We start from the raw sequence: 12,580 nt of genomic DNA, 5'->3' as shown, positions 1-12,580 counted from the left end.
CCAACGCTGCGGCATCGGTTGGTGGAACATTTGCAACCTTTGGCGGTTACCGTTCGAGGGAATTCGAGTTCTACAGCGTTCGACGATCAAGGCGGGACATGACGGACATCATCGATTTCAACGGCCTCACCCGGCGTCATCTGCTGGTGGGGTTGGGGGCAAGTGCCGCGCTCGCGCTCGCGGGCTGCACGACCGCGAACCGGGCATCCATTGCCGATACTCCTAGCCGGGGCAACCTGCCGCCCGAGTATCTGGCGGCCTATGGCCCGATCGAGGACGGCGGCTTCACGATTCCCGCGATCGACCTCAAGCGCATGGACCCGCAGTTCCTGCGCCGCGAGGTGGCCTATAACGGGCCGGAGGCGCCGGGCACGATCATCATCGATACGCCAACGCGCTTCGCCTACCTGATCCAGCCCGGTGGAACGGCCATGCGCTACGGCGTCGGCATCGGCCGTGACGGCTTTGCGTGGGACGGCCGCGCCCGTGTGCAGTTCAAGCGGCGCTGGCCGCGCTGGACGCCGCCGTCCGAGATGATCGCGCGCCAGCCTGAGCTGGAACAGTACCGCCAGGGCATGGAACCGGGCCTTATGAACCCGTTGGGCGCCCGGGCCCTGTACCTGTTCCAGAACGGCAAGGATACGCTGTACCGGCTGCACGGAACGCCGGAATGGTGGACGATCGGCAAGGCGGTGTCGTCCGGCTGCGTGCGCTTCATGAACCACGACATCATCGATCTTTACGATCGCGCAGCCGATGGGGCGACGGTGATCGTCAACCAGCAGAGCGGTGCGATAACGGTCTAAGCAGCCGGCGCGGGTTCAACGCCCGCGCCGGAAGCCCCCGAGGATGCCGCGCAGCACCGCATTGGTGACCGTGGTGGCCACGGTGCGGCCTACCGATTTCATGATTGCCTCCGTCACCGTCTGCCGCTGATAGCCGGAGGCGCGCCGTCGCGGCGCCGGCTGCGGCGTCTGCGGTGCGTCACCGAAATCGGGTATCGGCAGGCGGCGTTCCTGCCCCTGCGCGGCCGTCTTCTCTGCCAGCTTCTCGTCGGCCCGCCGATTGAGGATTTCGTAGGCGGACTCCCGGTCGACCGCCGTATCGTACCGGCCACGCACCGGGCTGTCGCTCATGACGGCGCGGCGTTCGGCATCGTCCAGAGGCCCCACGCGCCCGACCGGCGGGCGGATCAGGCAGCGCTGCACGACGCTCGGCACGCCACCCTTGCCGAGTGTCGATACCAGCGCCTCGCCGACGCCAAGCTCGGTGATGGCCTTGAACGTGTCGAAATGCGGATTGGGTCGGAATGTCGAGGCCGCCGTGCGCACGGCCTTCTCCTCGCGCGGGGTATAGGCGCGCAGCGCATGCTGCACACGGTTGCCGAGCTGGGCGAGCACGCTTTCGGGAACGTCCATCGGGTTCTGCGTCACGAAATACACGCCGACTCCCTTGGACCGGATCAGCTTGACCACCTGCTCGATGCGGTCGACCAATGCCTTGGGCGCATCGTCGAACAGCAGATGCGCCTCGTCGAAGAAGAAAACGAGCCTGGGTTTGTCGGGGTCGCCCACCTCGGGCATTTCCTCGAACAGTTCCGACAGGAGCCACAGAAGGAAGGTCGCATAGAGGCGCGGGCTCGACATCAGCCTGTCGGCCGCCAGCACGCTCACATAGCCACGTCCCTCGCGATCGACGCGCATAAGGTCGTCGATCGCCATGGCCGGCTCGCCGAAGAAATTGCGGGCGCCCTGGTTTTCGAGAACCAGCAACTGGCGCTGGATCGCACCGACGCTTGCCTTGGCCACGTTGCCATACCGGCGCGAGATTTCGTCGGCCTGCTCGGCGACGTGGGTCAGCATCGCCTGAAGATCCTTCAGGTCCAGCAGCAGAAGCCCCTGCTCGTCCGCGATGCGGAAGGCGATGTTGAGCACGCCCTCCTGTGGTTCGGACAGGTCCATGAGCCGCGACAGGAGAAGCGGCCCCATCTCCGATACGGTCGTGCGAACCGGATGGCCCTTCTCCCCGAAGAGATCCCAGAAAATCGCCGGGGAATAGTCGTTCACATAGGGGTTCAAACCTACCTCGCCGGCCCGCTTGACGAGGAAATCCTTCTGCTCGCCGCGCACCGCCAGACCGGACAGGTCGCCCTTCACGTCGGCGCAGAATACCGGAACGCCCGCTGCGGAGAACCCTTCCGCCAGCACCTGGAGCGTCACCGTCTTGCCGGTACCCGTCGCGCCCGTGACGAGGCCGTGGCGGTTTGCGTATCTCAGGACGAGTTCCTCGGGCACCGGCACCCCATCGGACACACTCGCCCCAAGAAACAGCTGACCGTCTTCTTGCATGTTCACCCTCCGCTTGCCGTTCGTGCCAGCCTTTGCCATGGTCCCGCCGTGCCCGGCGGGTCGCCGGACGATCGCCAAAGTCAGGACTACCAGAAATGGACGATCTCTTCTCCCGTATATCAGCTGCGGCCGAGATTTCGGAAAGCGATGCCCGTCAGGCCGTTGGATACATCCTCGCCTACATGCACGCGGAAAGCGAAGACGATTCGCTGCGCGGTATGGTTTCGGCCACGCCCGGGGCAACGGAGGCTATGGCAGCGGCCGATGGCTATGACGGCAGCGGCGGCATCATGGGCCTGGGGGCCCGCCTGATGGGGATGGGCCTCGACATGGAGCAGATCCGCGACGTGGCGGAAAGCTTCGTCGCCGTCGCGCGCGATCATGCCGGTGACGAAACGGTGGACAAGGCCATCGCCTCGGTGCCCGCGCTCGCCCAGTTCATCTGAGCGGCTTTCGCGATGATCCTCGCCTACGTATTCTCCGATGGGCGGATGCGCCCCGTCGCCACGGCGGGCCCGGATTTTCCGCCCGACGCCATCTGGCTCGATCTTTTCGATCCAACGCCGGAAGAGGTCGCCTCCATCGAGAAGCATCTTGCCATCGACGTTCCGACGCCGGAGGAGATGCGTGAAATCGAAGTCTCGAGCCGCCTCTACACCGAGGACGACGCCGACTTCATGACACTAGTTTTGCCGCATGGCCGCCAGGCGACCGGCGTGGCGCAGTTTGCGCCCGTCACCTTCATCCTGGCGCGCACCTCGCTCGTCACGCTGCGCTACAGCGAACCGCGCAGCTTCGAGTTGTATGCGGCCAAGCTGTGCCGCGAGCCGGTATCGCTGGACCTGACCTTGCCGCCGATGCCCGAGGAGGACGAGGCCGCCGGTCCGCCCGAAGACGGCGCGGCTCCGAAGTCGGCAACGGCAAGGCCCGCCCGCAAGCCGGCGCGCGCGCCGCGCCCGGAAGTCATCCTGCTTGGCCTCCTGGAGACGGTGGTGGATCGTGTCGCCGACCTTCTGGAAGTCACCGCGATCGACCTCGACCACACGGCCAAGGACATTTTCCAGTCATCGGAGCAGCGCGCCCCGATCGCCAATGCCCGTTACAAGGAGATGCTGCGGCAGATCGGCCGTTGCGCCGACCTGGCCTCCCGCACGCGCGAGGCGCTGGCCACCTTCGACAGGATGCTGCCTTTCGCGCAGCTTGCCTTCGACCGGCGCAAGGCGCCCAAGGAACTCAAGACACGCATCAAGGCGATGTCGCGCGATATACAGTCGCTCAACGATTTTGCGGCCTTCCTGAACAACAAGACCAATTTCCTGCTGGATACGGCGGTCGGCATGATTTCGATCGAGCAGAACGCGATCATCAAGATCTTCTCGGTGGCGGCCGTCGGCTTCATGCCGCCGACGCTGATCGCCTCGATCTACGGAATGAACTTCCACGACATGCCGGAGCTGTCGTGGAATTTCGGGTATCCCCTGGCCATCGGCGGCATGTTCGTCTCGGCGATCCTGCCGCTCGCCTATTTCCGCTACAAGCGCTGGCTATAGGGCCCGCCCATACTGCCGGTAGGTGGCCGGGCTTGGGTCGCGGGACGCGGCCTCGGTCACGGCCATGTCCTTGACCCGCTCGTGGAAGGCCGACTTGATGCAGGCCGGGTCGGCATTGGCGGCATCGCCCGTCAGTGCGAGGGCCTGGCAGCGGCATCCGCCCAGATCGATCATCTTGCGTTCGCAACTGGCGCAGGGCTCCTTCATCCAGCCCGTGCCGCGATAGGCTTCGAAAGCCGGAGACGCCGACCAGATCTCCTGCAGCGATCGGTCCCGTACCGACCAGAACTCCAGATGCTTGATCGTCTGCGCGGCATGGCATGGCAGCACCATGCCGGACGGCGTCACGCTGAAGGTCCGCAGGCCCCAGCCGCCATTGCACAGCTTCGGAAAGCGCGCGTAATAATCGGGAAAGACGGCATCGATGGCCAGCCGCCCCTTCAATGCGTCGCGCGCGGCGGTGATCTCTTCGATGGTCAGGTCCACATCCTCTCGGCGCGGCATCAATTGCGCCCGGTTCTTCAGCGCCCAGCCGTAATATTGCGTATGCGCCACCTCCAGCCGCTTGGCGCCCAGCGCCAGCGCCTTGTCGATCATCAAGGGCACCTGATGAATGTTCTGGCGATGGATGACGGCGTTCAACGTCAGCGGAAACCCCCGCGCGACGACGGCATGGGCAAAGGCTTCCTTGCGCTCGTATGCCCCTTTCATCCCGCCTACGCGTTCGGTGATCTCCGGGTCGGCGCCCTGCATCGACAACTGGATGTGGTCGAGCCCGGCGTCCAGGAGACGGTCCAGCATGTCCTCTCCCACCGCGATGCCGGACGTGATGAGATTGGTGTACAGGCCGGCAGCCGCCGCGTGGGCCGTCAGCTCCACGATGTCCTTCCGGGCCGTCGGCTCCCCGCCGGACAGATGAACGTGGATCACTCCCATCTCGGCCGCCTGATCGAAGACGCGTTTCCAGTCGTCGGTCGACAATTCCGAGGAGCGCGTTTCAAGCTCGAGCGGGTTGGAGCAGTAGGTGCAGCGCAAGGGGCAGCGATGGGTCAACTCTGCCAGGACGCCGATCGGCGCGGGCGGCGCCGGGCGCGGCTCGGGCATGGCCCGTGGATTCGGCATCTCGTTCATAGGACCACCAATTGCTTCTCTTCCAGTTCGGACAGGAACCCCTCCACATCCGGCCGGATCACCGAGACATCGGCAGCGAAATTCGCGGCAAGATCGGCGACGATTTCATCCAGTGTACGCCTGCCATCCACCCGTTTCAAAATTTCCGTCGCAACGCCGTCCGCCTCGAAGATGCGCTCCGGCCCCACCAGAATGTGGCGCCCGCGCGTCTTGTCCTCGCGAAACCGCACGCCGTGCGGAAAGCGCGGCACGAGATCGTCTGCAAGGCCGGTCATTGCCCGGTCTCCCCGCAGGCAAGGCCGCTACCGGGCCGCCATGCCCCGGGCGGGATCATGGCAGGTTCGACATAGGAAAAATAAAGCGCGTCGAGCTGCGCCCAAAGCACGTCGCACTTGAAGCGGAGGGCGTTCATCACCGCTTCCTGCTCTTCCGGCCGGCGGGCGTTGTGGATGCAATAATGCAGGGCGAAGTCGGAATCCTGTTTCGCCTGCACGGGCCGCTTGTCGAAATAGGCAAGGGTTTCCCGCGTTATGAACGGATAATGCTCCAGCATGCCGCGCACCCGCTCGCCGATGACTGTGGGTGAGAACAGCTCGGTCAGCGACGAGGCCACGGCCTCCAGAAGCGTCCTGTCCCGTACGAAATGCACATAGGCATCCACGGCAAACCGGGTGGCCGGCAGGATGCCCTTCCCGGCCACGACATAGGCTTCGTCCAGCCCGACGCCCCGTCCGAGTGCGATCCACTTCTCGATGCCGCCGGGCTCTTTGCCGTCTCCGTCATGATCGATGATGCGGCGGCGCCATTCCCGGCGCAGCTCCGGCGTCGCCAGGCGGCTGAGTATGATGGAGTCCTTCACCGGAATCATCGACTGGTAGTAGTAGCGATTGAGCGCCCAGGCCTGCACCTGGCTTTTGGACAGCTTGCCGGTGTGCAGCAGGCGATGGAACGGATGCAGGTTGTGGTACCGTTCGGCGCCGATCTGCCGCAACGCCGCCTCGAATTCATCCGCGTTCAGAAGCGGCTTCATGCAACAAGCTCCATCCCGTCATAGGCGACACGCCAGCCGCGCGCCTCCACGCGGTCGCGTTCTTCCGATCCCTCGACGAGGATCGGATTCGTATTGTTGATGTGGATATAGATCTTTTCGCCGATGCCGAGCCCGTCGAAAGCCTCGAGGCTTCCGCCCGGCCCGGAAATGGGGACATGGCCCATGCGCCGACCGGTCTTGGCGCCGACGCCGGCCGCCTCCATCTCACCGTCGGTGAAGACGGTGCCGTCGAACAGGACGGCGTCCGCACCGGTCAGGCGCCGTCGCACGTCATCCGTGACCTCGGCGCATCCCGGTATATAGAAAATGGAACGGCCCCCGACCGAAAGGCGAAGGCCCACCGTCATTTCACCGACCTCGCCCACGGATACGTCGCCCGTTTCGAGATAGAGCGGCACCTTGCCGGGCACCGCGAACATCTCGACCGTCAATCCCGGTACCGGCTCGAACGGCGTGTCCAGCGGCACGCGGATCCGCTCGACACAATCGGCGGACAGGACCTCGAAGATCGGGTTCGCAGAGATCACATCCATGACTCCGGCGGTTCCGTAGAGCGACAAGGGCTGGCGTTCGCGCAGGGTCAGAAGACCGGCCACGTGGTCGACATCGCCATTCGTCACCAGGGCCGCGGCAATCGCCGAGGCGCGCCGCTGTCCGTGCGCCGCGGCGGCACTGGCAGCCATCGACGGCGTCGACAGAATCTGCTGGCGCAGGTCCGGAGACGCATTGACGAGAAGCCATCGCTCGCCATCGGCTGTCGCAGCTATTGAGGATTGGGTCCGCGCCTGCACTCTCGGGTCGCCGCGCCAGGCAAGGGCGCAGACGTCGCAATTGCAGTTCCACTGCGGGTAGCCGCCCCCGGCAGCGGAACCCAGCACGGTCAACCGCAGGCGGCCTTCCGACCGCCGGCGATCGACTACTTGCTCGGGCAATTAGAATTCAATCGGCATGTAGCCGTTGATTTCCATCGCCACGCATACTTCCACGATAGCGGGTTTGTTCCAGGCCATCATAGTCTCCCATACTCGGACGCGCGCAGAATGCCCGCGTTACGTCTCGTAATAGGTGCCCACTGAATGGCAATATTAAAGACCTGTACGATCACGTAAAGGCGAGAATTCTTCCCGGACCCGGTCAGAAGTTCCAGGGGCGGTCCGGCCGCACCTCGCCGACGCTCTGCTTTTCCCAGTTGCGCAGCGTCGTGCGGGCCTGTCCGTCGAATGTTTCCGCAAGGTCGCGGTCCACTTTTCGGAAGAGGCCGGCCAATACGGCGGCGACGGCGCTTTCGGCGGCGCGCGTCGTTCCGTCCTCGGCCTTCAATGCGATACCGAGACCCAGCTCCGGCACCGCGCCGCAGAATACGCCCTCCGCCCCCGTCTTCACGAAAACGCGCCCCTGCCCCGCTTCGATCAACGCCTTGCATTTGCGGCCCGTACCCGACATTTCGAAGGGATGGGCGATGCACGCACGGATCAGCCTTTGTCCGGCCTCGGCCCTGCCGGCATCGATGCCCTGCCCTGCCACGATCCGCGCGAAGGCCATGGCGAAACCGGACAGGGGCGCGGCGTAGGTGGGGATGGAACAGCCGTCGGTGCCGCTGGCGTCCTCGCTCAGTTGCATGCCGGTCGTCTCCGCAATGGCCGCGCGGGCGCGCCACTGCACCGGATGGGAGGCCAGGACGTAGCCTGCCGTCTCCTCGCCCATATGGACGGCGGTGCAAAGGAAGCCGGCATGCTTCCCGGAACAGTTGTTATGCAGGGGCGTCGGCGTGCCGCCGGTGCGGGCAAGCTCCAGCGCGACCGGCAGATCGAAGGGCCAGTGGCAGCCGCATTCGAGTTGCGCCGGGTCCAGGCCGCCCTTGGCCAGCATTTCGCGTGCCGTCATCACGTGGGCGTCTTCGCCCGAATGGGAGGCGCAGGCCATCGCCAGCTCCTCGTCGGTGAAACCGGAGGCATCGGCGGCCCCCGTCTCGATCAGCGGCAGCGCCTGCAGGACCTTGACCGCCGAACGCGGGAAGACGGCGCGGTCCACGTCGCCCAGCGCCGCCACCGTGCGCCCAGCCGCGTCCACGACGCTGACATGCACGCGGTGGCGGCTTTCCACCAGCGCACCGCGCGTGACCTCGATGATCATCGGATCGGCCATCTCACCTTACCTCGCCTGCCGGATGTGCCGTCGCTGTAACAGCCGCGCCAAGCCCGCGCCAGTAACGGGCGGTATTCGCCCGCATTGTTTTTTGCTATCGCAAGCGACGTTCAGATGGGAGGGGTTGCATGTTCCTGTGTTGCGGCGACGCACTGTTCGACCTGTTCGAGGTCCAGGATGGCCGCGGGCCGGCATCGGTATCGCTGGAAGGCCGCGTCGGCGGTTCTCCGCTCAACGTCGCCCTCGGTCTAGCCCGGCTCGGCCATCCCAGCGCATTCTTTACCAAAGTATCGGGCGACCTGTTCGGTCGCCGCATCCGGGCCTTCATGCAGGACGAGGGCATCGACCAGCGGTTTCTGGTGCCCACCACGCGCGGCACCACGCTGGCAGTCGTTTCGCTGACGCCGGAAGGCACCCCGCATTACGATTTCCATATCGAGGGCACGGCGGACCGCTCGATCGAGGTGGCCGACGTGCCGGAGCATTTCCCGGACGATCTCTCGGCCATCCATGTCGCGTCCTACTCCACGGTGACGGAGCCGACCGCCTCGGCGCTGCTGCATCTGATCGGGCAGGAATCCGGCCGGCGCTTCATTTCCTACGATCCCAACATCCGCGCCACGATCGAGCCGGATCTCGACCTGTGGCGCGAGCGCATGTCGCGCATCCTGCCCAAGGCCACGCTGGTCAAGGCCAGCGAGGAGGATCTGCAGCAGATCCATCCCGGGCGCTCGCTGGATTCCATCCTGTCGGACTGGATGTCGGCGGGGCCGGCCATTGCACTGGTGACGCGCGGGGAAAATGGAGCCATCGCGGCCACGGCCGGCGGACACGAAGTGCAACTGCCGGGGGTCGCCGTGACGGTGGTCGATACGGTGGGTGCGGGCGATACGTTCCAGGCGGCGGCGCTGGCCTATCTCAGCGAGCATGGCCGCCTCGACCGTGACGGCGTCATGGCCATGTCGCCCGCCGATCTGGAAGAGCTCGTCGGCTTCGCCATCCGTGCCGCCGCAATCACCTGCGGACGGCGCGGAGCCGATCTTCCGCGCCGGGCCGACCTCGGCCTACAGCCTCTGGCCTGACCGGCACAGGCAGGCCGCCGGGCCCGACGGGCCCGGCGGCGCATTCAGGATGGGCTGTCCGCTCAGTTGAAGCGGTAGGAAGCCTTCGCCCATACGGTATGGAAGTCCAGGCTGTTGCCGGACGTCGCCGTCAGCGACTCCGTCGCGATGCTCGACCCGGCCGGCGTGTACTTCACCTTGGTGTCGGACTTGCCGAGGTCCGTGTAGAGATATTCGACACCGACGGACACGTTCTGCGCAACCAGGTAGTCGAGGCCGGCGCCCAGCGCATAGCCGAAATCCTTGGTGTCCTCTTCCAGCGAGACATTGTATGTCGTGCCGCCGGAAGAAACGCTGCTGTTGCCGATCAGGTCGTTGGACACCTTGGCGAAGGCCAGGCCGCCCGTCGCGAACACGGCGAAGCGATCCGACGTCAGGCCCGCCTTGGCGCGCAGCGTACCCAGGAAGTCGATGTCCTGCTTGGAGCCGAACTCCTGCCCGAACTGGGAGAAGTTGGCATAGGAATTCGCGTCGACATAATTGATGTCGGCAATGGCGCCGACGATGAAATTGTCGATCTGGTGGTCGTAGCCGGCATGGAGGCCCAGCACCACGCCCGCCTCGCCGTCCTTGCTGCCGCCCGCGAAGGACGAGCCGGCCGACGAGAACAGGCCCGAATCGCGGCTGAGCGCCACGCCGGCCTGGCCGCCGACATAGAAGCCGGTCCAGGTGAAGCCGGTATCGTAGGCCATCGGCGCAGCGATCGGATCGTTGTAGATGATGTCCGCGGCAAGAGCCGGGGTGGCAAGGGCCGAAACGGCCAGGAGAAGGGCGATGCGCTTCATGTGTGTGGATGCTCCAGAAACCCGTCGCCCACCACCGAAAGGCTTATGTGGCACGACAGCGTTCCTTTACGGGAATAAAGCCTAACCGCCCGCTAAGAAGCATGGTTAACCGCCATGTCGTCACTCCGAGATTGCCAAGCCGCAATGCTTGTCCTTATTCTAAACGTGGCTGGGCGCCGCAGTTTTTGGGAGGAAGCATGCGGAAAGCGACATTCGTCGCAGGGGCCTGGGTTGTTCTTGCGCTCTCTTCGCCCCTGGCGGCTCAGGAGATCGGCGATCCCGTCGCCGGCGAGAAGGTCTTCAAGCGTTGCATGGCTTGCCATGCCATCGGGGCGGGCGCCGCCAACAAGGTCGGGCCCGAGCTCAACGGCATCATCGGCGAGAAGCCCGGCGACGTGGAGGGTTTCCGGTTTTCGCCCGATCTCGTCACCTGGGGCGAGGGCAAGGTCTGGAATGCGGAGCTGATGGCTCAGTGGCTGCAAAACCCAAAGGCTGTCGTCCCGAAGACCAAGATGATCTTTCCCGGCATCAAGAAGGAGCAGGAGCTGAAGGACATCACGGCCTATATTGCCGGGTTCGACGAAAGCGGTGCGCCGCGCGATCCGGCGGAGGCGTTGAAGGCGGCAGAGGCCAACTGAGGCGCGAGGCGGCCACGGCCGGTTCAGTCCGGCCGTGCCCCTTGATCGCAGCCTTGCCGACGGTCAAATTGCAACCTCCAGTCACTGGAGGTCAGGCATCATGCATATCGGTGGAGTTACGATAGGGCAGGCATCGCGGGACAGCGGTATCAAGGTGCCGACGATCCGCTACTACGAATCGATAGGGCTTCTGCCCGCACCGCCTCGCACGGAAGGCAACCGTCGCCTTTATGACGGGGCCGACCTGCGCCGGTTGCGTTTCATCCGGCACGCCCGGGAACTGGGCTTCGAGATCGAGCCGATCCGCGAGCTGCTGAGCCTCGCCCAGGAGCCAGACCGCCCCTGCGAGAGCGCGGACAGGATCGCGTTGTCGCATCTGTCCGAGATCGACAGCAAGATCGCCAGGCTGACCGCGCTTCGGTCCGAGATCGCCCGCATGGTGGCCTGCGATCATGGAAGCATCGGCGAGTGCCGGGTAATCGAGGTGCTTGCCGATCACGAAAAGTGCATGGCGCACGATCACTGATCGAATCCGCAATACAGTCGATACCGGGACGGCGTGAAAAGCGACTTGGAAAAGCCTTCATCTTAAGGTTGAAGTTCGACACCGTTTCCGCGGTATCGAATCTCCGTCACCATCAGTCAGGCCACGCTCGATACCCATGGCTTCCCGCTCAGTTCCCGATCCTTCGCCGATGGCGGAAAGCGATACGCAGGCCCGGCTGGATGCCCTCGACCTGTACGCGATCCTGGATACACCGGCCCAAGTCGAGTTCGACGATATCGCCTTCCTGGCCGCCGACATCTGCGAATCGGCTACGGCGCTGGTCAGCCTGGTCGTCGAGGAACGGCAATGGTTCAAGGCGCGCGTCGGCTTCGATGCCTCCGAGACCCCTATCGGCCAGTCGATCTGCGTTCATGCGTTGCAGTGGCCGGGCCTGTTCGTCATCCCCGACCTGACGGCCGATCCCCGCACCATGGACAACACGCTCGTCACCGGGCCGCCGCATGTGCGGTTTTATGCAGGGGCGCGGTTGGAAACCCCGGAGGGGATCGCCATAGGTACGCTTTGCGTCCTGGACGACAAACCCCGCCCCGGTGGCCTGACGGACCGCCAGGCAGCCAGCCTCGAGCGGCTGGCCCGGCAGGTGATGACGCAATTCGCGCTGCGCAGGGCGATACTCGAGCGCGATGCCGCCGAAGAGCGCCGCCGCTTCCTGAACGAAGAGCTGGCGCACCGCATGAAGAACACGATGGCGACGGTGCAGGCCATCGCCAGCCAGACATTGCGTGGCGTCACCGAGCGGGAGGCGGTCGAGGCGTTCAACAAACGGCTTCACGCCATCGCCTCGGCACATCAGGTGCTTCTGCAGCGCAGCTGGTCCGGCGCGTCCTTGCAGGCGGTGGTCGAGACGATGATCGGCACGTTCGACATGGAGGAGCGGTTCGACGTATCCGGCCCGCCGGTCGATCTGAGCGCGCGGGCGACCCTGTCTCTGTCGCTGCTCCTCCATGAACTCGCAACCAACGCGTTGAAGTACGGATCCCTGTCGTCCCAGGCGGGCCGCACTGCGATCGATTGGCGCATCGAACCGGCCGGCGGCGGAAGCGAACTGGTTCTGGAATGGCGCGAAAGCGGGGGTCCTGCGCCGAGCGGCCCGCCAGGTAGGGGTTTCGGGTCGCGACTGATTGCCATGGGCCTTGCGGGAACAGGTGGTAGTGAAGTTCGTTACCCGGCTGAGGGATTCTCGGCGACCTTTCGTGCACCGGTTTCCCAAGTTATGGAAGCATAAGGACCGGGCTTGTGACGC

14 protein-coding genes are annotated in these 12,580 nt (G+C 65.0%); 7 read left to right on the top strand and 7 right to left on the bottom strand.

Going from position 1 to position 12,580, the window contains the following annotated elements:
* Positions 1-98 precede the first annotated feature (98 nt).
* Positions 99-806: a L,D-transpeptidase gene (locus IGS74_RS07475; protein WP_192390454.1), complete on the top strand. Its 708-nt coding sequence runs from the start codon at positions 99-101 to the stop codon at positions 804-806.
* 15 nt (positions 807-821) lie between these two features.
* Here the strand turns inward: IGS74_RS07475 and IGS74_RS07470 are convergent, their stop codons facing one another.
* Complete coding sequence (locus IGS74_RS07470; RefSeq protein WP_192390453.1) at positions 822-2,348, bottom strand: helicase HerA-like domain-containing protein; 1,527 nt, start codon at positions 2,346-2,348, stop codon at positions 822-824.
* 95 nt (positions 2,349-2,443) lie between these two features.
* Between IGS74_RS07470 and IGS74_RS07465 the strand changes: the two genes are divergently transcribed.
* Both IGS74_RS07465 and IGS74_RS07460 read left to right on the top strand, forming a co-directional pair.
* On the top strand, positions 2,444-2,794 hold the full coding sequence (locus tag IGS74_RS07465; protein ID WP_192390452.1) for a DUF2267 domain-containing protein: 351 nt from the start codon (positions 2,444-2,446) through the stop codon (positions 2,792-2,794).
* 12 nt (positions 2,795-2,806) lie between these two features.
* The gene (locus IGS74_RS07460; RefSeq protein ID WP_192390451.1) at positions 2,807-3,898 is read left to right on the top strand and encodes a magnesium transporter CorA family protein; all 1,092 of its coding nucleotides are present in this window, start codon (positions 2,807-2,809) and stop codon (positions 3,896-3,898) included.
* Here the strand turns inward: IGS74_RS07460 and pqqE are convergent.
* The 5 genes from pqqE to IGS74_RS07430 form a co-directional block, all read right to left on the bottom strand.
* Positions 3,893-5,020, bottom strand: coding sequence for a pyrroloquinoline quinone biosynthesis protein PqqE (pqqE, locus tag IGS74_RS07455; RefSeq protein WP_246723126.1), 1,128 nt, complete (start codon positions 5,018-5,020; stop codon positions 3,893-3,895). The two genes, IGS74_RS07460 and pqqE, sit on opposite strands and share 6 nt — an antisense overlap.
* Before the next feature lie 5 nt (positions 5,021-5,025).
* The gene (pqqD, locus tag IGS74_RS07450) at positions 5,026-5,304 is read right to left on the bottom strand and encodes a pyrroloquinoline quinone biosynthesis peptide chaperone PqqD (RefSeq protein WP_039188879.1); all 279 of its coding nucleotides are present in this window, start codon (positions 5,302-5,304) and stop codon (positions 5,026-5,028) included.
* Positions 5,301-6,059, bottom strand: coding sequence for a pyrroloquinoline-quinone synthase PqqC (gene pqqC / locus IGS74_RS07445; protein ID WP_192390449.1), 759 nt, complete (start codon positions 6,057-6,059; stop codon positions 5,301-5,303). The genes pqqD and pqqC overlap by 4 nt, the downstream gene beginning before the upstream one ends.
* Positions 6,056-6,970 carry a pyrroloquinoline quinone biosynthesis protein PqqB gene (gene pqqB, locus IGS74_RS07440; RefSeq protein WP_192391533.1) on the bottom strand — a complete coding sequence of 305 codons (915 nt, stop codon included), beginning with the start codon at positions 6,968-6,970 and terminating at the stop codon, positions 6,056-6,058. Before pqqB ends, pqqC begins: the two co-directional genes overlap by 4 nt.
* A gap of 244 nt (positions 6,971-7,214) precedes the next feature.
* Positions 7,215-8,225 (bottom strand): asparaginase, encoded by a 1,011-nt coding sequence (locus IGS74_RS07430; protein ID WP_192390448.1) that lies wholly within the window; start codon positions 8,223-8,225, stop codon positions 7,215-7,217.
* Positions 8,226-8,353: 128 nt separating this feature from the next.
* Between IGS74_RS07430 and IGS74_RS07425 the strand changes: the two genes are divergently transcribed.
* Positions 8,354-9,307, top strand: a complete 954-nt coding sequence (locus IGS74_RS07425; RefSeq protein ID WP_192390447.1) for a carbohydrate kinase — start codon at positions 8,354-8,356, stop codon at positions 9,305-9,307.
* Positions 9,308-9,369: 62 nt separating this feature from the next.
* Here the strand turns inward: IGS74_RS07425 and IGS74_RS07420 are convergent, their stop codons facing one another.
* On the bottom strand, positions 9,370-10,131 hold the full coding sequence (locus IGS74_RS07420; protein WP_192390446.1) for an outer membrane beta-barrel protein: 762 nt from the start codon (positions 10,129-10,131) through the stop codon (positions 9,370-9,372).
* A 197-nt stretch (positions 10,132-10,328) separates the two neighbouring features.
* Between IGS74_RS07420 and IGS74_RS07415 the strand changes: the two genes are divergently transcribed.
* The 3 genes from IGS74_RS07415 (at position 10,329) to IGS74_RS07405 (ending at position 12,562) form a co-directional block, all read left to right on the top strand.
* Complete coding sequence (locus IGS74_RS07415; RefSeq protein ID WP_192390445.1) at positions 10,329-10,769, top strand: cytochrome c family protein; 441 nt, start codon at positions 10,329-10,331, stop codon at positions 10,767-10,769.
* Between the two features lie 100 nt (positions 10,770-10,869).
* Positions 10,870-11,295 carry a helix-turn-helix domain-containing protein gene (locus IGS74_RS07410; protein ID WP_039188873.1) on the top strand — a complete coding sequence of 142 codons (426 nt, stop codon included), beginning with the start codon at positions 10,870-10,872 and terminating at the stop codon, positions 11,293-11,295.
* A 136-nt stretch (positions 11,296-11,431) separates the two neighbouring features.
* Positions 11,432-12,562, top strand: a complete 1,131-nt coding sequence (locus IGS74_RS07405; protein WP_246723052.1) for an HWE histidine kinase domain-containing protein — start codon at positions 11,432-11,434, stop codon at positions 12,560-12,562.
* The last annotated feature ends 18 nt before the right edge of the window (positions 12,563-12,580 follow it).

The organism is Aureimonas sp. OT7, from assembly GCF_014844055.1.
Taxonomy (GTDB): domain Bacteria; phylum Pseudomonadota; class Alphaproteobacteria; order Rhizobiales; family Rhizobiaceae; genus Aureimonas; species Aureimonas altamirensis_A.
Note: the sequence above shows the minus strand (reverse complement) of the source record. Positions and strands in the feature narration are given on the sequence as shown.

Bases quoted from the DNA above. Each gene is read 5' to 3' on its own strand.
- IGS74_RS07430 (WP_192390448.1), bottom strand. From the start codon at position 8,225: ATGGCCGATCCGATGATCATCGAGGTCACGCGCGGTGCGCTGGTGGAA.
- IGS74_RS07410 (WP_039188873.1), top strand. From the start codon at position 10,870: ATGCATATCGGTGGAGTTACGATAGGGCAGGCATCGCGGGACAGCGGT.
- pqqD (WP_039188879.1), bottom strand. From the start codon at position 5,304: ATGACCGGCCTTGCAGACGATCTCGTGCCGCGCTTTCCGCACGGCGTG.
- pqqC (WP_192390449.1), bottom strand. From the start codon at position 6,059: ATGAAGCCGCTTCTGAACGCGGATGAATTCGAGGCGGCGTTGCGGCAG.
- IGS74_RS07425 (WP_192390447.1), top strand. From the start codon at position 8,354: ATGTTCCTGTGTTGCGGCGACGCACTGTTCGACCTGTTCGAGGTCCAG.
- IGS74_RS07420 (WP_192390446.1), bottom strand. From the start codon at position 10,131: ATGAAGCGCATCGCCCTTCTCCTGGCCGTTTCGGCCCTTGCCACCCCG.
- IGS74_RS07405 (WP_246723052.1), top strand. From the start codon at position 11,432: ATGGCTTCCCGCTCAGTTCCCGATCCTTCGCCGATGGCGGAAAGCGAT.
- IGS74_RS07470 (WP_192390453.1), bottom strand. From the start codon at position 2,348: ATGCAAGAAGACGGTCAGCTGTTTCTTGGGGCGAGTGTGTCCGATGGG.
- IGS74_RS07465 (WP_192390452.1), top strand. From the start codon at position 2,444: ATGGACGATCTCTTCTCCCGTATATCAGCTGCGGCCGAGATTTCGGAA.
- pqqE (WP_246723126.1), bottom strand. From the start codon at position 5,020: ATGCCGAATCCACGGGCCATGCCCGAGCCGCGCCCGGCGCCGCCCGCG.
- IGS74_RS07475 (WP_192390454.1), top strand. From the start codon at position 99: ATGACGGACATCATCGATTTCAACGGCCTCACCCGGCGTCATCTGCTG.
- IGS74_RS07460 (WP_192390451.1), top strand. From the start codon at position 2,807: ATGATCCTCGCCTACGTATTCTCCGATGGGCGGATGCGCCCCGTCGCC.
- IGS74_RS07415 (WP_192390445.1), top strand. From the start codon at position 10,329: ATGCGGAAAGCGACATTCGTCGCAGGGGCCTGGGTTGTTCTTGCGCTC.